A 21,117-nucleotide genomic window follows, 5' to 3' on the forward strand; every position below is an offset into this window, starting at 1 on the left:
GCACGCCAACAATTGTCAACCATATTGGTAAAATATGTTGAGCTAATGTAAACACCAGTGATCAGGGAGCGGACCTATGCACGTGCAACAATCTTTATTAAGTTCTCGAATTAGTCAGATACTCGCCATTGGCTTGTTAGTGCCAATGATTCAAGGCGTGGCTTATTCACAAACTCAGCTAAATGACGCCCAAGAGGATTCATTACAGAGTACGGATGAAGAGCAGAGAGAAAAGGACGGGACAACTGAAGTCATAGAAGTTAAAGGTGTCAGACAAGTCGTCAGAAGTTCTATTAGCACAAAGCGCTACAGCAACGCGATAGTTGATGCGATCACCGCCGAGGATATTGGAGATCTCCCCGCCCAGTCACTCAGTGAAGTAATGGAAACGATAACGGGGGCTGGCGGGCACAGAGGCAAAGGGGGAGGCTCTGAGATTGCATTACGCGGATTAGGTCCGTTTCTTGGTAACACCACTTTTAATGGCGGCCAAGCATCAAACGGCAGCGGTGACCGGTCAGTAAATTTTAGCCAGTTTCCATCAGAGGTGATTAATCAGGTTTCAGTTTACAAAACACAGCAGGCAAACCTGATTGAAGGGGGGATCTCGGGCACCATTGATATTGGCACCGTCAAACCGCTCGATTACGGCAAGAGACTAATCCGTGGTGAAGTGAAGGGCAGCTATAACCCTTACGCAGACAAGATGGAGTTTGGGGATTCGGTAGGAAGCCGATTGACGCTTTCCTACATTGATCAGTATTCAAGCGAAAATCTGGGAGAAATTGGTCTTTCGATTGGTATACAGCGTAATGATACCACTAACCCTCAGGACAGAGTTTATTCAAGCTCTACATGGTCCGCCTGTGACCAAACTGTTATGCCAGCGGCCCTCGGGGACCCCAACGATAGCGATGGCAAACGTGGAAGGTTTGCTCGCTGTACAAACACGTCATTAACGCCGGGAAGTGAGAACAGCGACAACCCTTATTATTTGGTGCCGAATTCATTCGGAATCAGACAGCAAGGTGAAAAGGATCAGCGAGATGCAGCATTTCTGGGACTTCAATGGAAACCGTCGGACCGGCTTACCATCAGCATGGATAGCCAACTATCGCTAAGAGAATATATTGAAGACAGACATGACCTGGCGTTCAGTGATGCGCGCAGAATAGGACCTGACAGGAAAGTGGCTGAAAACGGAGCACTTACCTACTTTGAGGGAACCTCACAGTTATCTGCCGAAGGTGACTATTTCATCCGCAATGAGGATTATAAAGGCGGGAGATTTAACATCGCCTATAATGCCACCAACTATCTCACCCTAAAGTTTGATCTGTCCTATTCAGATACGGTTCGAAATGACCTGCGTCGTCGTACCAGGCTGCGCTCTGATACATCCGATATATATGGTAATGAGCTTCCCCAAAATGAAGACTTTCCTTCAACATGGGGAGGCAAAGTCTATTACACATGGGATTTTTCAAAAGGAACCGATGTACCCATTATTAACGTTGACCCAAGGTTCGATGTTACCAATCATGATCTGTTTAGTGATGACTTGAGGCTGTTAAGAGACGAAACAGAAAGTAACTATACCGTTTCCGCAGCCGCTTTTGATGCAAGCTACCTGGTAGGCGATAGTCCAATAAGCTCCATTGATGCCGGCATTCGGTTTGCTCGCTTAAGTTATGACGACTTTTTTACCAGAGTCGAATACACGCAAAGTGACAGGGAAATCGATAGACAAGCAAATGAATCCTGCAGAACCGCCTTCCCTCAGCAAGATTTTCTCAGTGATGCATCCGGTGCCGCAATCACCGAATTCGCTACTTTCGATAGTTTATGTTTATTCAATGCCTATGTGGGTGACGACGACCTGGTGGTGCCTGACGATGCCTTGCTTGACCCGGCAAATGTCAATCTGACCGAAGAAACCTTTGCCGGCTATGCTATGGCAAGCTACAACACCTTGGTGGCTGACAAAGAGCTAAGAGGAAATTTTGGTGTCCGGGTAGTCAAGACGAAAGTTGAATCTACGGGATTAAGGACAGCTCTGGTAATGCAGCCCATAGGTGACTCTGGCGGATTTAATCTGGTCCCTGATGGTGAGAGTTACGAAAATGTTGTCTTTGAAAATGACTTTGTCGATGTATTGCCCAGCGTGAATCTCGTTTATTCACTGGCGGACGATGTACTCTTACGGGGTGCAATCTATCGCGCCCTAGCCCGACCTGACCCAAGCGCGTTGGGGGCCGGTCGTAACTTTAGCACTAACTCCGACGAAAATGGATTTACCAATATAGAAGATGCCATTGCAGGGGTGACCGCTGAAGGAAGTCCTTACATTGAACCTCTGAGGGCTTGGAACTACGACATTTCGTTGGAATGGTACCCGAATGAAGACTCCCTACTGAGTTTTGCAACCTACTACAAGGAGTTTGAGGGGGGCACTATTCCAGAGATCAGAAACGAAGTTTTCGAGATTGAAGGACAACAGGCGACGGTACCAGTGCAGCAGGACAAATCAACTGAAGATACCTCCAGCTTATTGGGCTTCGAGCTGTCTCTGGCCCATACATTTACCTGGTTGCCTGACCCGTTCAAGGGCCTGGGAGTTAAAGCCGGGTATAACTACGCAGATACTAACTATAAGACACAGGATATTTTATTAGGTGACCAGTACGATCCGGAAACCTCAACGGTTATAAAAGGTATAATTGAGCCTGCCGGCCTATCAGGTTCAGCCAAGCATACGCTATCAGCTCAACTGTTTTATGCCATAGGTGATTTTGATATTCAGGCCATATACAACTATCGCTCTGAATACTTCCAAGCTTTTCTTGGCGGTAACTCCCAGCTTCGGTATGTTCCAGACGTAAATACGGTCAACCTTAGGGCAAGCTACACCTACTCCAAAAGCCTGAAGTTCCAATTCGACGCAGTCAATATCACTGACGAACCCAGGGTTGACTATATGCCCGTAATGGGAAGCTTCAGGGATTACCAGGCTTTTGGCACAACTTATTACCTAAGTGCCAGATACACATACAGGTAGCCGGGCCGGAAAACTGACCCACTCATATTTGGTGATTGTTCTTTAAGGTCGACAACTATTATTGAAGGACATTTCCACAAGTGACCTTACGCCGCAAGGAAGCGGCTTCATTTGTCGATAAGTAAATGCATAGCGCCACGTCGTGGGTAGTGACCGCATTAACTGGAGTCAACGCCTAACAATTGGCAAGAACATACAAAGCAATGACTCCCTCCGTCAAGCGGCCCTGTTGAACAAATGGACTGAGCTCCTGCCTTAAACGTTAAGCAGCTCGGCAAGCAAATAGCAAAGATAGCCTTATCCGTGACCATTTTTTAAAAAATTGTGAGCTCAGCCCCTTCAGTGTTAGACACGATTAAGCAAAGCGTAGTAATTGGCAGTGGAATCCCACCAACTTGATGAAAGAGGCGTTGCAATGCAGGTTGTTGATCAAATCACTCTGACTGTTTAGGGTACTGGCCTGGCTTTTATCAGTTAAGCGCGTGATAACAAGCCGTGGTAATAGCCTTCCAGTTTCCCTGCTGTACCCACTTCGCGGGTGCGACCCAGGTTCCGCCTACTGCAAACACATTGTTCAGTGACAGATAGTCCATCTTATTTTGCTGGTTTACTCCTCCGGTTGGACAAAACCGGATTGATTGGAACACCGAAGACAGAGCCGCCAGAAATGGGGCTCCCCCGGACAGGGAGGCAGGAAAAAGTTTCAGCTCAGCAAAGCCGTACTCAGAGGCCATCAGAATTTCACCGGTATTAGATACCCCGGGTAATACGGGGACCCCGCAAGCGGCCAACTCACCAAGAAGCCGCTCTGACACCGCAGGTGTCACGATAAAATCTGAACCTGCGTCAATCGCCTGCTTCAGAATCTGGGCATCCGTCACAGTCCCGGCACCCACCTTAAGCTGGGGCACCTCTTTCTTTATAGCAGTCAACGCTGCCAGGGAAGCTTTGGTCCTCAATACAACCTCAACCAGAGTGAGACCGGCCCCGGCCATGGCTTGAGCAATCTGAACGCCTTGTTCTGGCGAATCAGCTTGAATGATGGGTAATAATGTCTGTCCTGACATCAGTTCAGAAAAGCGAGTCATGTCTGAGTATCTCTTTAATTATTAGTGGATGCCGTGCTCTGCCATACCAGCTATATGCCTGCTTCAGACATGGCCTGTTTGAACGCTGCCAATGGTGCAATGGCGCCGGGGTGTTGTATTACCGTTCCGGCGGCTTTAGCACCCAGTTGAACGGCTTCGGCGATGGTTCGTCCTGACAGGCGCGCACCCAGGTAAACACCATTGAAGGCATCGCCGGCTGAGGTGGTGTCAATGACATTAGTAACGGGGCTGATCTGATGGCTGAGTCGTTCTGTGCCAGCCAGCGTGACAACGGATTTTGGCCCGTCCTTCACTACGATTTCTTCCAGATCATATTGCTGACAAAAACCAACAGCCTCCTGCGCAGATTCGATGCCGTAAAGGACGGTCAGATCCTCCACGCCGGGTAAGGCGATATCGCTTAAGTGAAATGCCCTGTCGAACTGTTCAATTGCATCTTCTTTGTGTGCCCACAATTGCGACCGGTAATTTGGGTCAAAGACCAGTTTCACTCCCGCCTGCTTGAGAGATTCCAGTTTCTGCCAGAAGGCGTTGCGACTGTGTTTTTCAATGATCGCGAGTGGAATTCCGGAGAAGAAGAACATATCTGCTGTCGCCAACTGGTCAACAACGCCATCACTGAGAAACTCAACCACCTTCCTTGCCGCAGAGTCATTGCGCCAATAAGTGAAGCGCCTTTCGCCCGCGTCATCTGTCTCAATGAGATACATGCCGGCTACTTTGCTTGGATGTCGAAACACAAGCTGAGTGTCTAAGTTTTCACTTTTAAAGCGGGTGAGCATTTTTTCGCTGAGCCGGTCACTGCCAATCGCTGTGACCATCGACACTGTTATCTTTGGAAAACAGCGCTTCAAATAGACCGCTGAGTTGTATACATCGCCGGCAAAGGACTGCGCCATTGTCGCGTCATCCAGTTCCCGCAGTTCAACCAAGCACTCACCCAGAAAATATATCTTTGCCATGCTCTTACCCGGCTTTCTTTAAAGGTTCGATGGTGGGTATCAAAATCCACACAGCTGCCACCGCCGTTATCGCCAGAGACGCGCCGATAACAAATGCCGGTGTGTAGTTTCCATCAGCTGTGAGAAATGGCACCAGAGAGGTCAGACCGACGGCCCCGAGTTTGGCAGCCATACCGGAGAACCCTGCCAAAGTACCAACGGCCCTCTTGCTGTAGAGATCGCTGGGAAGGGTTTGCACATTGCCAATAGCCGTTTGGAAACCAAACAGGATGACCGCCATGATCAGCACGGCCGTTACGGGTTCACCCGGGTCTGCCATGGCTAAGAGGGAGGGCAACATGATCAGACAGCCCAGGGTGATTGCCAGCTTACGGGTTTTATCCGCACTCCAACCCGCCTTCAGCCGGTTCTGTGCGAATAGGCCACCAAACCAGGCACCGAGCATTGCTCCCACATAAGGCACCCAGCCATAAAGGCCGATGGACTGCACATCCATGCCGTAGACTTCGTTCAGGTAAATTGGGATCCAAAAAACAAACAGCCACCAAATCGGATCAATGGCTGCCGAGGCGATAATAACCCCCCAACTTTCTTTGCGGGATAACAGTTCAGCGGTACTGGGGTTATAGTCATCTTCTTCCGATTGCGTTGCCTTCTCCGGTGTCAACACCCGCTTTTGGCCGGTAAGGATATACTCCCGTTCCTCTTCTGTAATCCAGGCGTGCATAGCCGGCGGAGCCTTGACCAGAACTAACCAGGGGATCAGCCAGAGAAAACCCACCAGACCGACAATCACAAAGACCATTTGCCAACTGAAGTACAGGGTCAGAAATGCGATTAACGGGATAGAGATAATGCCACCGATTGCAGCGCCCGAGTTGAAGATTCCTTGTGCTAACGCACGTTCCTTAACCGGAAACCATTCTGCATTGCCCTTGGTGGCACCTGGCCAGTTGCCCGCTTCAGCTACCCCGAGTATGGCTCTGAAAATACTGAAGCTAAGTACACCCTGAGCAAACGCATGCGCAATAGTTGCCAGTGACCAGACGCCTATGGACAGGACGAATCCAATACGTGTGCCCACCCAGTCAAATATTTTTCCGAAAATTGCCTGACCAAAGGCATAGGCGAAGACGAAGACAACGGAGATGTTGGCATATATCTGCTTGCGTTCCATTGCCGATTTATCTGGGAACAAGTCCTCAACAATATCCGGCCAGAGGACGCTGAGCGATTGTCGATCGATGTAGTTGATGATGGTCGCCAGGGCGATTAATGCAATGACCCACCAGCGTAAGCCTTTCAGTTTCATACTCATTCCTTAAGAAAGTCTTCTCTGGCGGGACTGAACGTATCGATCAGAATACCTCCGGTGGGACAAACTGCACCGTGCTCCACATGCGGTGGAATTAAGCAGCTGTCGCCGGGCTTCAGTACTTTGATCTCACCACCTATATTGAAGTGGAACTCTCCGGCTTCCACATAAGTCACCTGGGAATGACGATGCTTGTGCACATAACCTTCTGCCCCCTTGGCAAACCAAACCTTGACCATCATCAGTTCATGGTTATAGCCCAGCACTTGGCGCTTCAGACCACCACCAAGATCTTCAATTTCAGTTTCATCGCCAAACAGGAAAGGTGTACTTTGCTTACTCATATGACTTACTCCTAAAGATCATTCAGTGCATAAACAGCCAGTCGGCCGGCAATGGAAAAGGGCTTGCCTTGATATTGAAAATCTCGCTTGATCGCCCCCTCTGCTGACTGGTTCACCGCAACCAGGTAGTGCATGCCCGCAATGGAGATTTTTACCAGCGCCAAATCATCCTGTCCGGTATAAGCAAGTTCGGTAAGCTTGCTCTGAGCGTCCAAGGTGTATTCTTTACGGGGGTTATATTCGCCGTGAGGTTCCAGTATAGAAACAAACTGATGCTGCTTTTTGTTCTTTACCCTGCGGATAAAGGCCTGCTCATTGCGCAGGTTAAAGTTCGGATCGTTGGCGCCTATCTGGGTAAAGAGGTATTCTTCGTCGCCCTTTACCAAACTGGTGAGGGTGTAAAACCGGCCGTTGTCGTTCAGCCAGGAAACTTTTGCCAGTCCGGGCTCTGGTTGACCACAACCTTTCAGCCAGAGATGTTGATAGCCGTTTTCAGAGCCCAGGACCGAAAGCTGTTTTGTGTTTACCGACAGCTCAAAGTTCGTATCGATGAGCTGGCCCAGGTAGTGCAATGGAAGGTCCAATTGATGCGCACCTGATGCGCCGACATCGAATACATCCAGTACTATGGTCTTTTCAAGCTCTACCAGGTTAATCAGAGCAAGGGTGCGTTCAAGCTTAACTCCCGGGTAAGCGGTGTGAATTTCCCCACTGGCGACTGCGCCAAATTGGTTGGTTTCAAAGTAATTGAGTGTGGGCGCGTTTTGATTGCCCACCTCGACATCGCCGTCGAAGTGGCTGGTTTCATCCACCACCAAGGTATTATGGGCAACGGTTTGCTTGGCGTAGCTTTCGTTTTCGGGTAAGTAGCGGCCACCATATTTAGCTTCAACATTGAGAAAACGCGCCGCACCATAGTCGGAGACGATTTCATTCCCCTGGTCATAATATTGCCAGGTAAGCTTGTCAAAGTGGCCGTGCCCCAGGCCCTGGGCAGCGGGTTTAAACAGCAGGGCCTGATGGCCGCCCAACTCACTGCGCATGACCACCAGCGCTCCCTGCTTGCCGTCGCTGCCATCACCGAACGCAAGTGAATTGAACTGGTAAGGTTCGGCAAGCCCCTTGTCGAGGGCTTTCGCCACTTTCAGGCCTTCGCCGGAAAGAATGATCTGACCCTGCCGTTCGGCAATATCCAGGTAGCCTGGATCCTCGGTCAGGCTGTAGGCCAGTGCGACCCCATGGACCAGTTCGATGGTGTCTATCCCCTTACTCTTGATAGCATCGTTGATGGGGAAAAACAGACCGCCATAGCTCAACTGAATAGTGGTATCTATGGCTTTTAATAAGACACCGTTTCGGTGCTGAAAGATCTTTCTTTGCGGCTCGTTATTGTCAATGGCCCGGGCAAAGGTTACGAACGGCATAAGCGCATAGCGCTGATAATAGGGTCCCTCGTTGTAATATCCCTGGGGAGAGAACAACTCATCCAATTGTCTAAGAAACCCCCCATTCCCTGACTTGTCCAGATCGTAGAGGGCTTTCTCTACCCACTCAGGCTCATCCATCACATAGCCTGCCATACCTACCCCGGCAGTCGCCCAGGTACCGTGATTGTGGACCTTGTTGAACGTGGATGGTTGTCCTTCTGACAAAAAAAGTGCAACAGGTCTGAGTAGCTCAGACTCTATCTTCTCAATGTCCTGCCCACTTAACGCATCGTAAACCAGGTCATAGGCCTGGATGGTATGCACCAACCAAACGGCTTCATTCAGGCTTTGCCAAAACAGCTTTCCGGGGTTTTGTGATCTGACTTTTCGTGCAGGATGGAGATCCAGGGTCGGATACAACTTTGCATAAGCCAGCAACATGTCACGGACATAGTGTGCATAGGCCTTATCCTGGCTTAGTTGATAAACAATGCCGGCGTTATACATGAGCTGGTAATTTTTCTTATGGCGCTCGTGGGTATAGCCACCGCCACCGTCCTTGGGTACCGGCACTATGACAGGAAATGGCATCTGCTGGTCGACCCTGGCTTTGAGAGCGTAATAAGCTGTGGTAAAGCTCCCAGGCTCGGTGACGGCATTGCGCATAGCAATAACATCGGTTTGTGTGATGACTAAATTAGGATGCATGGCCTGAACGTTGAATGACAACAACAGGGCAAAAGCAGTCAGAGTCAGCCATTTTGTTGTCAGCAGGAGCAATGGAACCTTCATCGGGCTCTACCTCATCTCTTTGTTAAGCGTTTTATTGTTGTCGATTACCGCCGTATGGGGCCCCTCACCCCTGAGCTCTGTCACTATCGGGGTACCGGTATCATCAAAAAGATTGTCCTTAATCACCGTTTTTGGCTCCCCTACTGTATGTTCAATGACTATCGGGGCTGAGCTTTCTATGACGTTGCTGGTAATGTCAGTGACCTGTACACCATGCAGGTAGAGGCTGGCTTTACTCTTGTTCCGCTTGCCCTGACCGACCTGGCTGAGTTTGTTGTCAGCCATTAAAAAATGCGGCCCGAAAGTGCTTTCATCGGTGCCTCCGCGATAGAGTTTGACCACCGCCCCGGCGACCTTGCTGAAACTGTTGCCTTTTAAGGTGACATACTCGGCGTTATAAATACCTAAATCCTCAATTTCGGTATTCAGTCGCAGGATGTCACCGGTCACCTTATCGAAGGTGTTATTTATCAGGCTGATTTCGTCAGCGAAGGCACCTTTGCCGGTCGTGAAAAAGTCGAATGAATGGTTGATATCCAGCCCAGCAACCTGCGAATTCAGCATAACAAAGCGGTAGTTTTCAACCATGCCCCACTTCTGCGTCCGAACAACAGAGTTACCCGCAGCGTCAGGGCTTAGCTCGCCCGAGAGGGTTAAACCATCGAGCTTCAAGCTTCCCCCATCCTGGATTTCGAATAATGTGGAACGTTCAAAGGTCAGCTTTACCTGGCCCTGCTTTGCTGCTTTTATCGTTAACGTTTTATCAATCTTTACCAGTTTAGGAATGTCATACTGGCCATTGGCCAACTCAAGGATGTCGCCGGAATCAGCGCTATTGATGGCGGTTAATAATTCATTGGAGCCATTTTCGACTCTATGGACTTTGCCTGAATCGAACGGCACCAAAACGGGGGATTTAGGATACCAGCTTACCCCGACTTCACTTTTGGAGAGCACTTTTAAGCCCCGGATGGCACCAGCATTGAGCTTTTCAGAAACCGGATACAGCAGGCCGTTTTTACCCCGTTCAAGGGCAACGCTCTGTTGTTGAACACCGTAGCTCAATTCATCCGGCACTTCGGTGTTTGCTATGTTTCCTGACAACCTGATCCCGCTGACATCATCAAACAGGCTGAAAGGCTGCTGATTGTCGCTATTGATAATCAGGTTATCTTTCATCACAGAGCGGATGGGAACGGCCGTACGCTCGGCATCGCTGCCGGCAGCCAACTGAATATGGCGAACGTTTATAAAACTGTTGTTCTCAATGACGGCATTTTCTACCTGGTGATACCGGTTGATTGGTGAGTCTGCAACACCGTTCATAACAGTAAAGCCACTACCGAACCGATAGCCGGTTAATGCTTCCAGGTAATTGTTGCGAATAACCTGATCTTGATTGATGACGCGTATGCCGCCCGTATGCTCAACCCCATTCCCCACAAAGATGTTCTGCTCAACGATATTGCCGTTGCCATGACGAAGTGTCAGGGTGCCGCGAGACTCGTAAAAGAGATTACCGCGAAGCGTATTTTTCCCCGACTTGACTGAGATAATTTCTACTTCACCGTTGGTATGTTCGAAGTAGTTGTTCTCCACCAGCGTATGGGAGTCGGTGAGCGAATAATGACTGGTGCCGATTCGCAGGGTTTCACCACCATTTGAGCCAAAAACCGGGCGGTAACCGAAGTAGTTGTGATCAATCTGGTGGTAGTTCTGTTGGCTCTTCTGGCTATTCAGTCTGACAGCGAGGGTGACGCCTTTATTTCGCTTTCCGACAAAATGACTGTGATCTAGGCGATTATGCTTACCATACAAGGCCACCCAATAATCCGATTCCTGTTTGTCAGGATTGTTGTAACTATCTATCACCACTTCGGTCACCCGTGAATGGAAAGCGAGTTCGTCACTATTCGTGCGAAACTCAATGACGGCGCTGCTGGGGGTGTAACCATTTTTGAATACCAACCCGGAAACGAGAAGGTGCTGACCTGCAAGCCTGAGATTTGATTGGCCGGAGAGTATGACTCGTCCTTTGGTTTCAGCCGTCAGTGTGATGGGATTGTTCTGCTGGCCCTGACCTGAAAGTAAAATTTCAAAATCATTCCAGATCCCATTTTTAAGGACCAGGGTGTCGCCCGCCACCAGATTGGATGAAAGCTCGTTGTAGTCTGCTTTGCTTTCTACAAAGTATTCTGTGGCCTCAGCCAATTCGGGCACCAAGAGAAAGGCCAGAATCAAGCTTGTTTTTATCAGATGAACATTGAGAAAACGCATAAGAAGACCCTGCACCTCGCTGCTGAAGTTCGCTTCATGGCTTAGTATTCATGAGACGAGAGCTGACTTTCTGTGCTGGCAAGTTCCGCCTCATCAGCACGTTAGAAGTAGTCGGCATTCAAAAACATATCCCAAGCACCAGCGTCGTAGCCCGGGGATAATCTCTGACTTAGAGACATTCCGGTTTATTTTCCAAGCTTGAGGTAATAATCGAAAATCTCAGGAACATTCCCGTTCCCCATTCCGGCATCGTTTGCCGCTTGTAGATCAGAAGATGAGCCGCGGGCGATCTTTGACTCGGTGCCCAGGTCCTCGACCATTTGTAAGAAATAGCCTAAGTCCTTGTTTGCATTGGCAAGTGAGAATCCCAGATCACTGACATTGTCCACCGCATAGTTTTTACAGAATTTCATAAATGGGGAGTTGGACGGACCCGTCGACATGATGTCGAACAACTGTTGCCGGTCAACACCGGCGCGATCGGCTATTGCAAACGCCTGAGACATGGCACACACGGTGGTCATACCAACAAAGTTATTGATTAATTTTGTCGTATGGCCAGCCCCCAGAACGCCCAGGTAGAACAGGTTCTCCCCTTGGTCTTGCAGAACAGGTTTAACTTTATTGAATGTTTCCGGGTCACCCGCTGCCATAATGTTAAGCAAGCCATCTTTTGCATGAGCAGGGGTGCGACCCAGGGGGGCGTCAATCATTCCAGCCCCTTTCTTAGCCAGGTCAGCACCGATCTTGCGTGTTGACGCTGGAATAGAGGTGCCAAAGTCCACCAACACAGACCCTTCTTTGATGCCAGCGAGAATACCCTCTTCGCCATAAACCACTTTTTCAACAATGGCCGAGGTGGTCAGACAGAGCATGATGATATCGACAGATGCTGCCAGCTCCTTTGCTGAGTTTGCAGTGGATGCACCTCTGGCAACGCAGGCTGCAACAGCGTCTCTGTTGAGATCCATTACAGTCAGCTCATAGCCTTTCTTCTGTAAATTTTCGACCATGTTGCCGCCCATAAGGCCGAGGCCGATGAAACCGATCACTGGTTTTGACATGAGTAACCCCTAGTTTGGTTGCCGCATAGCCACTGGTGCAAGTACGCTTACCTACGTCCGCTCAGCTACGCTTTATTGCTCTCTCGCAACAGATAAAGTGCAGTTATAGAACTCGATACATACCGGCCACTTTTTGGTTGGCCAAATCCTTTAACTAACCACCCGGTATATCAGTAAACTATTTATGTATTGCCAATTTGTCAACCAATAATTTAACCACTGTATGATCAAAGAGCCATACATACTTGACCAAGAAGTAAACAGAACTAGGAATACAGAGGCTTGAAAATCTCTGAAGAAGGAGCTGAACACGCCTGACAATCCAAGACAAGCAATTGTTTTATATGAAAATAGTAGGAGATTGATTTATTCAGGCGAGGAGGCCAAAAGACGGCAACGGTGCTTCACTAGTATTTCAGAATGACAGACCTTCTTTAGCCAATCGGTAATAACCAACACACCAAATTGGTAAGCCAAGAGGCCACTCTCAGAATTGCTTATGGCAGCTTGCACATGATGTCTCCGCATCCAATACCAGGGAAAGAGCAATAAGGAGTGGGAGTTGTTAGATGCCAATACTGACATCCCTGCCTACCTCCTCCATGGCCAATTCCAAGAAAGCTCTGGATCCAACGTCACAACATGCGCCAATAGCCACTACTTCCCCCGTATAGAAACCTGCCAATGCTCTTTGCTTTCAATAACATTTCACCCATCCAACGTGATAAATTACTCTTCTGTTTCAAGGGCTCATCTTTGAGTCAGATTGAGGGGTTAGGCCCTTCTAGATTAAAGGACACCCTATGCACAAAAAGCCGTTTTTCAGATGGATGGGCCAGGCCGCCCTCCTCTCTCTCCTTGCCCTGAGCAAGTCCTCAATGGCGGCACAGCCGGATACGGCTGTGTCGGAATTTATTGAGCAGATGGTCAGTGAGCATGGGTTTAAGCAGGAGGAGTTAACCCGGCTGTTTGCCGGCAGAGCGCCCAATCCGGCGATTCTGGAGGCAATTCAACGGCCCTGGGAAGCCAAGCCCTGGCACCAGTACCATCCGTTGTTTCTGACCGAGAAACGGATCAATAAAGGGGTGGAGTTCTGGCAAAGCCATCAGGAGAGTTTACAGCGGGCGGAACAACAGTTTGGTGTGCCGGCTGAAATCATTGTGGCCATTATCGGGGTGGAAACTTTCTACGGCACTTATCAGGGTAAATACGCAGTGCTGGACTCCCTCTATACCTTGGGCTTTCACTATCCACCCCGGTCAACGTTTTTTAAGAGCGAGCTGGCTCAGTACCTGCTGATGACCCGCGAAGAGGGGTTGGACCAAAACAGTGTTGTCGGCTCTTATGCCGGGGCAATGGGCTGGGGACAATTTATCTCCTCCAGCTATCGCCACTACGCGGTGGATTTTGACCAGGACGGCACCCGGGACCTGTTAAATAATCCCCAGGATGCCATCGGCAGCGTGGCCAATTATTTTCGTAAGAACGGCTGGAAACCGGGCGAGGCGGTGGCCTATCCGGCCGTCGTGGAAAAAGCCCAGGTCCCATCGCTGCTGACCGACAAACTTAAGCCCAGCCAAAGCTGGCAAAGCCTGCACAAAGGCGGTGTGCGTATCGATGGAACGGCAGAGCTGGTCGATGAGGCACCGGCTAAATTGCTGCAGTTTGAGTTGACTGACGGCCATGAATACTGGCTGGGACTGCATAACTTTTATGTGATCACCCGCTACAACCACAGCCCACTGTATGCCATGGCGGTCTATCGGCTGAGTCAGGAAATTAAGGCGGCCATGGCCGGCTGACCAATGGATGTCCCCCTGGGTTCATAGCCGGCCCTGGTCACCCTTCTGCGGGGCCCGGCTAAAGTCCTGGGGCCGCCATTAAAACCCTTTAATGGCGCCCCCGGACTAACCCCCCCGAACCTCTTTCCTCACACAGGCCGGTGACTAATTCACTGCGCAGCGTGCTCTGGTGCAGGTCAACATTAACAGGCGTGCATCCAGCACGGTAATCACGCCGTCCCCATCGAGATCCCTGGGATCGTCAGGGCCCGACGCGGGCTGATTTCTGGCCTGCAGGATCAGATTGATATCGTCCAGATCCACATCCCCGTCCCCATCCAGATCGCCTTTAACGCCTGAAGAAACAACCAGATCAACCGGGCTGCCCGGCGCTGCAAAGCCATCCGATGGCGTCTGGCTGATGACCAGTCCTTGTGGCACGACATTGCTGTATTCGAAGGTAACTATGCCTACCGTCAGTCCGGCGTTGGTGATGGTTGCTTCTGCGTTGGCCTGCAGCAGCCCCACTACATCAGGCACCGCTATCTGCGCCGCGCCCAGGGACACCACCAAGTCAACCTGGCTGCCCTCAGGGACCAGACCCGAGGTTGGATTCTGGCTGATCACCGTCCCCACCGGGACGGTAGTGCTGTTTTGCTGGGTCACCGCTCCCACCGTCAACCCAGCGGCTACAATAGCCGCCTGTGCATCAGCCTGTGAGAGTCCGATTACATTGGGAATCTCCACTAACACAGGTCCATCGGATATCACCAGATCTACCGGGCTGCCTGGCAGTGCCGTGCCGCCTGAGGGATTCTGGCTGATCACCTCCCCCGCCGGAACGGTACTGCTGTTTTCCGTGCTAACAATGCCCACGGTCAGACCGGCCGCCACTATGGCCGCCTCGGCGTCAGCCTGAGACAATCCCACCACATCCGGCACAGGTACCAGCGTTGGACCCAATGACAGGGTGAGATCGACGCTGTCACCGGCAATGGCCTGACTGCCGCCCTGTGGTGTTTGACTGATAATATTTCCTGTCGGCACAACCGGATCCTGAGCGGTAGAGATGACGCCTACTTCCAGCCTGCTGGCGGTTATGGCTGATTCAGCGTCTGCCTGGGGCAATCCCACTACATCAGGCACCAGCACTTCATCCAGAATCTGCACAAAGCGGGTTTCAATGGCGTCGGGACTCAGAGTGCTGGCATCGGTCACCGTTAACTTCACGATAGCATTGCCGGTTTCCCCTACCCCAGGGGTATACAGCCACGATGGATCGGTGCTGACAACGCTGTTATCAAGCCGCCATTCGAAGGACAAGGGGTCGGCATCGGGGTCAGTGGCGCTTGCTGAGAAACCCAGCGGATTGAGATTACTGGCACTCGGCGTCAGTTCGGCGGGCGTGAAGGCCGTGATTTGCGGTGGCCCGTTAAGCTCCTGTACCTCCAAATCGGCGTAGGCGATATCCTGGTTGCCGTCGGTGTCGGTGACCCTTAAACCCATTTTGCCCACCATCGGCGTGGTAAACACAGGGCTGACCAAGCTGCCGAAGGCATCATCAAACTGGCCGTCCATGTCCAGGTCCCAGTCAAAGCTTAACGCCTGACCGGTGGGATCGGAGGAGCCGGAACCATCCAGATTGAAGGTCTGACCTTCATTGCCCACATAAGGCCCGCCAGGATTGGCAGTGGGATGACCGGATGTCACGCTGGGCGCAAAATGGTCGACCACCTCCTGAGCTTGCGATCCTAACTGCTGCACAGCAGGCAGGAAGGTATCGATGGCCGCAACAATGCTGTCTATTCCTCCGCCCCTTGAATAGGTGCCAGTGGGCGGTGGGAAGGCGTTGATACGGTCGAATAAGAACAGAATATCCGCATCGGTAAAGCCGGAATCCCGCAAGCTTTGTTCCTCTTCCGGTGTCAGCCCGCTGTTGATCAGCCGGGTATTCAGGGCGGCGATATCGGCGCCATCATACACCAGGCTGGCCAGGCCTTTGTCCGCCAGTTCAGTTTTGTAGTCCATCGCCAGTTGCCTGGTGGCAGAAAGTCTGTCAGCCAGCAAGTCGGCGTACTTTGTCAGTTCCTGGGCCTGTAAAAAGGTAAACAAGTCATCATCAGCCGCTTCTGCCCCCTGGAATTTCTCCAGGGTACGGGTCAGGGAAAAGACCATCGCCTGCTCTTCCGCCATGCTGTTTGCAAGGGCAATACTGACCTGATCCAGAGGATCGGAAATTCTGGGACTGAAGGGATAGCTAAGGGGCACCCCGAGGTAAAGATGGGCCTGTGCTGCCAACTCGGTATTGACCGCCCCTATATCGATGGCAACAAACTCCATAAACTGCGGATCGGGCGGGTCATTTTCCAAGGTCTTGTATTTCGCTGCCTGACCGCCGGCCAGTGCCGCAATGATTTGCCCGCCCTGCTGTAACACCGCCCCGTTATAATCCGTTGGTATGCCCGCAAGGGTGCCAGCCACGTTCACCGCCACCGACAGCCAGTCACCTGTGGCCGCAGCCCAGGCAATGGAGATTGCCGTCGCGTTATTGGACAGATTGGCGCCCCAGTCGGCGGTATTCTGCCAGGCGTTCGCTTGCGCACCGGCCGCCGCTTTGATGGCGGCAACATCCACCGTGGGCGGCGCACCGCCTGAGGAGACAACGGCAATAGCATCCCGGGCACTGCCGCCCTGATTGTTGACCACCACAATGTCGTAGTTGCCGGGGGTGAGGGGCGGCAGCCACACCATCAGGTCGAAGAAACTTCCCGGAAATCCCCCTGTGCTGTTACAACCACCGGCTGTGACATCGTTGCCGTTGTTGGGCGCCGCTCCGGGTGGTACCACACAGACCAGGCCGGACGCCCCAAACAAGGAGCCGCCTGCCTGACCGGTGGCGCAGACCGGCTCGTTATCCTGAAACACATTCTTAAAACCCAAATTGCAGTCACTGGCAAACACCGTTTGGGCCTGCACAGAGGGTGCTGTGCCAAGCAGGAAAAGGAGGAAGGTAAAGGATGTTAATACAACAGAGCATATCGTCCGTTTGCTATTCATAGGTCGAGCCCCCGTTATCACATGACTTACGTCAGTTGATAGGTATCTGTTTGCTGGAAGGGACTCTCTGATAGCACCCGATGTAATGCTTGGGGTCGGCCAAAAACGACAACTTTTTCCTTAAACTTATTTTGTTAGAAAGCCCGTTTATCTTTCTAAAAACAGTTTATTTGGTCCAAAACGCTTTCACGATGAACTGAGCGCCGTCGTACAAAATCTCAGTACATTAATACGGAAATTGAGAACCTCGCATAGGCATGCATGGATCAGACCGGCCATTCGAGCATGGGTTTTAAGCCAAAAATTTCAGCAGCTTAACTGAGGTGACGTATTTCGCCCACAATCTGAACTGTAAAAGAATCGGACGCTAATGGTATATACAGGCCCGGCACCTAAAGGAAAGAACTCATAATCTCTGGCACAACCGATACCAGCGAGGCACGGCTTATAGCCTGTGTTTTCCCTGGCTTGCTGCTAAGTTTCTATACAGGCAACCTGATTTACCGGAGTGAGTTTAGTATGTTTGTGGGGCATGGCAGCTACGCAGTGGAGCATGATAAGGACATCATTGTGTTTATCGCGAAAGGGGCATGGAACGTGGAAGCCTCCAGAAACGCCATCGCCTTGATTTCCCGTTATGTAGACCGACTCACACCTCAGGAGTTTGCCATTGTCGCGGACACCCGTGAGGTAGAAGGAATAACACCACAAAGTGCCGATGTATGGTCAGAGGCGGTCAGGGAGTGGCTCAATAAGATTGGCTTCCAGGGCTTTGAGCACGATCTGCCTAAGCCGAAATTTTTAGACGGTCTTGAAAACCAATAGGTTCGCCTGCCCCTTCTTTTTTGAGTACTCCAAGCCTGCGCTTAAGCCTCAAAACCTTTGCTAAGAGCCGCTATAAGCGGCGCTTACCTCTTCTGCTCCGATTGAATCAGATGAAAGCCCGTCTGGCGTCCGTCCATATAGTGCACGCCGGATTCGTCGAAAAAGGCCTCTTCTTCCAGCATGATGCGTATCTCCTTGTCCCATTCGTCAATAAAACTCGCGGCATTGAGCTCTATGGAATAGGCCGTGTCGTGGTGCAACGGATGATCCCCACTGCCGGGCACGCCGTCCTGGGCATCCCACATACCTAAAGTCGTACCGGCGGCGTGGCCATGGTAGCCGATGGGGTGGGAATAAATAGCGGGTTTGATGCCCTCTTCCATGGCCATCTGCCGGGACATCTTCAGTACCTGATTACCAGTGCGGCCGGCCTTGAAGTTACCGGTAAAGACATCCTGCAGCCGGTTGGCGCCGGCCATGGCCTGATACAGGTAATCCGGCGCGTCGGTTTCACCGGAGCGCAGCACATAGGCATGTTGCTGCTGGTCGGTGTTCAGGCGCAGATAGGTAATGCCAAAATCCACATGCAACAGATCACCGGGCAGGATCAGCTGTTCGTCTTTGGCCTGGGTGAAGGCTTTAAGATGATCAAACTTCTCGGCGCTGGCCCGCTGGATGGACACCGTGGGGTGGAACCAGTTGGTGAGTTTCATTTCCCTGGTTTGTTCGCGCAGCCACCAGACTACATCTTCGGTGGTGGTCTTGCCTGGGGTAATCACCTGATTGGAAAAGGCGGTGGCAATCAGCTGATGGCCCATGGCGACAATTTTTGGATAAACCGCCATCTCTTTGTCGCTGCGGGTTTCCAGCCAGGCGATGGCAAGGGATTCGGCGGATACCAGTTTGTCCTGCCAGTCTTTGCCCAGGGCCTGTTTGAATTCTGCATATTCGGTGGCGGTAATGCCATCGGCCAGCGCCACATCTGCGGATTGATTGATGGCGATTTTTTCCGGTGCACGGGCCTCGATAACCTGCTTCAGGGCCAGCCACTGGTCCGGCTGTTGTTCCTTATCCCAGGCTTTTTTAAACAGATTGCCCACGTCGTAGCGGGCAATGGCCAGGCGCTCCAGCTCTTTGCCCTCTTTGGGATTAAACAGCACCAGAATGGTCCGTCTGCGCGCCGACAGCCAGGTGGAAGGCAGCATGGTCTTCAGCACCGGATCTTCATTGTACTCGCGGGAGATCAACACCCACATATCGATGCCTTCGCGCTCCATCAGTTGGGGCAACAGATGGGTCAGTCTATCTTCGAGGATCTCATCAACCAGCGCCGCCCGTTCGCGCATCGGCAGAGGGTGAGCCAGTGCCTGCACGCTGACAGTCAGTAAACTCAGGATCAGTAGTATTCGCATGGGTGCTCTCGTTTTTTGTTATTTTGCATAAGGATCTACGTGCATCTTGCCGGAGAGCTCTGGTATTTTGAAGTGTTGTGCGGTAGAAGTGCCAAAATATTGATACATACTAATAACACATAGTTAAGTCCTTTATTTCGTTAATTTTTCTACGGACAAGGAGTGTGAGGATGCAAGCTATCAGTTCATCCCATGTCTACCCGAAGTTATTTGTACTGATCGTTCTTCTGCTGTGTGCGCTGTCATGGACAGGCTCTGTGGACTTTATCGCCACCGGCTATCTGAACGACTCGATAGTCGACGCGGGCCTGGCATTTGGTTCTGCCAGATTGATGAATGCCGGGGTCTCTGTACTGCAATCAACCACACTGAGCATACAGTTCTTCGGCGGTACTTCTATTTCCATTGGCGAAGTATTGGACCCACTGAACGATATGGTGGAGGACTTCTCCACTGTTATGAAATATGCCATAGGTTCACTGCTTGTACAGAAAGTGATGCTGGAAATAGTCCGGACCAGCTTTTTCAATATTGTTCTGACCTTATCTGGCGGTGTTGTTATAGGCACGGTACTTTACGGCGCAGCCAGATATCAGTTAATCGCTTTTAAGACCTTCATCACTTTTGTCGCCTTACGCTATTTGGTTGTGCTGATGGCACTTTTGAGCGGGATGTTTGGGCAAATATTTCTGGATGAATATATCAAGAAAGACCTGCAAGCTCTGGAGATGGCCCAGTCAAACATCACTGAATTAGATCCACAACCCGTTATCCCCGAAAACCTTCGCCTCGAACTCGAGGCTGATATTCAGTCACGTGGTGCAGAGAAAAAAATTCTGGCACAGGAGATTGCGGAATTGGAAACGCTTAGCCAGGAAAAAGCACAAACCTTAGAGAAATATACCAGCGAGTACGAGGAGTACCCTCTTTCACAGCGGTACAACCTCTTGTCAATGTCGGAGGAAGTTAAAGAGGCTGCAGCCCAAAAAGAGATGGCTGAAACCGAATATAAGATTGTGGTTCAGCAGTTGGCTGCTGCCGAACTCAGGCAGAGTAAGCTTGACGCCGAGATCAGTACCCTTGAACGCCAGTTAAGCGGCGAATCATCCGGCTTCTTTGAAGATGTTGGCAGCGCAGTATCATCTGCTTCTAAAAAGCTTATTCAATTGAAGAATAAGTTTTCATATGAATCACTGAAAGGCACTATCGGCAACGCCACTGATTCAATGTTTAACGCCATCGTGTCTTTTGTGATGCGATCGATACTCTTCCCACTGCTATTTCTCTACCTGGTCACAAAACTATTCAGGATGATCTGGAATATAGACCTGGTTAAACGCATGCAACAAACAAAAGGTAGAACAACCTCCCCGGAGTACAATTATTAGGTCGGCGTCATCCTGATTTTTACCTACACAAAAGGAAGTTTGGTGCGGAACCTAATGGCGTTTCGGCGTCCCATTTCGCCAAGGGGATCTGCATAGAGCGTAAGTAGCGTAGCTGATGTGGGGCCATAGGTCCCCTAATCATGCTGTGTTTCATCCTGGCTACCTCTGCGCTCTTTGCGCGAACCAGTCTTTAACCCACAGCCTTCGGTGCTTGATTTTCTCGCGCAGAGACCGCCAATACGCTAAGAAGAGCAAGATCCTTTTGCTTTGCCTCTGCGGTCTTGCATGCCTTGCGCGAAAAGATAT

General features: G+C 50.9%; 13 protein-coding genes. 4 read left to right on the forward strand and 9 right to left on the reverse strand.

All coding sequences use genetic code 11. From position 1 onward, the window contains the following. The first annotated feature begins 76 nt into the window (after positions 1 to 76). Positions 77 to 3,058, forward strand: coding sequence for a TonB-dependent receptor (locus tag J0A66_RS18110; protein ID WP_206575264.1), 2,982 nt, complete (start codon positions 77 to 79; stop codon positions 3,056 to 3,058). Between the two features lie 470 nt (positions 3,059 to 3,528). On the opposite strand, the gene eda is transcribed toward J0A66_RS18110, so the two are convergent. The 7 genes from eda to J0A66_RS18145 all read right to left on the reverse strand — a co-directional run bounded on the left by eda (position 3,529) and on the right by J0A66_RS18145 (position 12,348). Further along, positions 3,529 to 4,146, reverse strand: a complete 618-nt coding sequence (eda, locus tag J0A66_RS18115) for a bifunctional 4-hydroxy-2-oxoglutarate aldolase/2-dehydro-3-deoxy-phosphogluconate aldolase (RefSeq protein ID WP_206575265.1) — start codon at positions 4,144 to 4,146, stop codon at positions 3,529 to 3,531. A gap of 50 nt (positions 4,147 to 4,196) precedes the next feature. Further along, entirely contained in the window at positions 4,197 to 5,129 is a 933-nt protein-coding gene (locus J0A66_RS18120; protein ID WP_206575266.1) for a sugar kinase, read from the reverse strand. A 4-nt stretch (positions 5,130 to 5,133) separates the two neighbouring features. Then, on the reverse strand, positions 5,134 to 6,441 hold the full coding sequence (locus J0A66_RS18125; protein ID WP_206575267.1) for an MFS transporter: 1,308 nt from the start codon (positions 6,439 to 6,441) through the stop codon (positions 5,134 to 5,136). A 2-nt stretch (positions 6,442 to 6,443) separates the two neighbouring features. Then, entirely contained in the window at positions 6,444 to 6,788 is a 345-nt protein-coding gene (locus J0A66_RS18130; protein ID WP_206575268.1) for a cupin domain-containing protein, read from the reverse strand. 11 nt (positions 6,789 to 6,799) lie between these two features. Further along, the gene (locus tag J0A66_RS18135; RefSeq protein ID WP_206575269.1) at positions 6,800 to 9,007 is read right to left on the reverse strand and encodes a heparinase II/III domain-containing protein; all 2,208 of its coding nucleotides are present in this window, start codon (positions 9,005 to 9,007) and stop codon (positions 6,800 to 6,802) included. Between the two features lie 6 nt (positions 9,008 to 9,013). After that, positions 9,014 to 11,284, reverse strand: coding sequence for a chondroitinase-B domain-containing protein (locus J0A66_RS18140; RefSeq protein ID WP_206575270.1), 2,271 nt, complete (start codon positions 11,282 to 11,284; stop codon positions 9,014 to 9,016). A 185-nt stretch (positions 11,285 to 11,469) separates the two neighbouring features. Beyond that, entirely contained in the window at positions 11,470 to 12,348 is an 879-nt protein-coding gene (locus J0A66_RS18145) for an NAD(P)-dependent oxidoreductase (protein ID WP_206575271.1), read from the reverse strand. Positions 12,349 to 13,151: 803 nt separating this feature from the next. Here J0A66_RS18145 and mltB point away from each other — a divergent pair. Further along, complete coding sequence (gene mltB / locus J0A66_RS18150; protein WP_241264290.1) at positions 13,152 to 14,150, forward strand: lytic murein transglycosylase B; 999 nt, start codon at positions 13,152 to 13,154, stop codon at positions 14,148 to 14,150. Between the two features lie 144 nt (positions 14,151 to 14,294). Here the strand turns inward: mltB and J0A66_RS18155 are convergent, their stop codons facing one another. After that, the gene (locus tag J0A66_RS18155; protein ID WP_206575272.1) at positions 14,295 to 17,105 is read right to left on the reverse strand and encodes a PASTA domain-containing protein; all 2,811 of its coding nucleotides are present in this window, start codon (positions 17,103 to 17,105) and stop codon (positions 14,295 to 14,297) included. A gap of 600 nt (positions 17,106 to 17,705) precedes the next feature. Here J0A66_RS18155 and J0A66_RS18160 point away from each other — a divergent pair. After that, positions 17,706 to 18,011: a hypothetical protein gene (locus J0A66_RS18160; RefSeq protein ID WP_206575273.1), complete on the forward strand. Its 306-nt coding sequence runs from the start codon at positions 17,706 to 17,708 to the stop codon at positions 18,009 to 18,011. Between the two features lie 83 nt (positions 18,012 to 18,094). Here J0A66_RS18160 and J0A66_RS18165 read toward each other — a convergent pair whose 3' ends face one another. Next, on the reverse strand, positions 18,095 to 19,423 hold the full coding sequence (locus J0A66_RS18165) for a M24 family metallopeptidase (protein ID WP_206575274.1): 1,329 nt from the start codon (positions 19,421 to 19,423) through the stop codon (positions 18,095 to 18,097). A 170-nt stretch (positions 19,424 to 19,593) separates the two neighbouring features. Here J0A66_RS18165 and J0A66_RS18170 point away from each other — a divergent pair, with 170 nt between their 5' ends. Continuing rightward, the gene (locus J0A66_RS18170; protein ID WP_206575275.1) at positions 19,594 to 20,811 is read left to right on the forward strand and encodes a hypothetical protein; all 1,218 of its coding nucleotides are present in this window, start codon (positions 19,594 to 19,596) and stop codon (positions 20,809 to 20,811) included. The last annotated feature ends 306 nt before the right edge of the window (positions 20,812 to 21,117 follow it).

Origin of the sequence: Bowmanella dokdonensis (assembly GCF_017254865.1) — a bacterium.
GTDB classification, from domain to species: Bacteria; Pseudomonadota; Gammaproteobacteria; order Enterobacterales; family Alteromonadaceae; genus Bowmanella; species Bowmanella dokdonensis.

Coding starts and splice junctions, on each gene's coding strand:
- J0A66_RS18140 (WP_206575270.1), bottom strand. CDS start 11,284: ATGCGTTTTCTCAATGTTCATCTGATAAAAACAAGCTTGATTCTGGCC.
- J0A66_RS18110 (WP_206575264.1), top strand. CDS start 77: ATGCACGTGCAACAATCTTTATTAAGTTCTCGAATTAGTCAGATACTC.
- J0A66_RS18125 (WP_206575267.1), bottom strand. CDS start 6,441: ATGAAACTGAAAGGCTTACGCTGGTGGGTCATTGCATTAATCGCCCTG.
- J0A66_RS18130 (WP_206575268.1), bottom strand. CDS start 6,788: ATGAGTAAGCAAAGTACACCTTTCCTGTTTGGCGATGAAACTGAAATT.
- eda (WP_206575265.1), bottom strand. CDS start 4,146: ATGACTCGCTTTTCTGAACTGATGTCAGGACAGACATTATTACCCATC.
- J0A66_RS18160 (WP_206575273.1), top strand. CDS start 17,706: ATGTTTGTGGGGCATGGCAGCTACGCAGTGGAGCATGATAAGGACATC.
- J0A66_RS18165 (WP_206575274.1), bottom strand. CDS start 19,423: ATGCGAATACTACTGATCCTGAGTTTACTGACTGTCAGCGTGCAGGCA.
- J0A66_RS18145 (WP_206575271.1), bottom strand. CDS start 12,348: ATGTCAAAACCAGTGATCGGTTTCATCGGCCTCGGCCTTATGGGCGGC.
- mltB (WP_241264290.1), top strand. CDS start 13,152: ATGCACAAAAAGCCGTTTTTCAGATGGATGGGCCAGGCCGCCCTCCTC.
- J0A66_RS18120 (WP_206575266.1), bottom strand. CDS start 5,129: ATGGCAAAGATATATTTTCTGGGTGAGTGCTTGGTTGAACTGCGGGAA.
- J0A66_RS18135 (WP_206575269.1), bottom strand. CDS start 9,007: ATGAAGGTTCCATTGCTCCTGCTGACAACAAAATGGCTGACTCTGACT.
- J0A66_RS18170 (WP_206575275.1), top strand. CDS start 19,594: ATGCAAGCTATCAGTTCATCCCATGTCTACCCGAAGTTATTTGTACTG.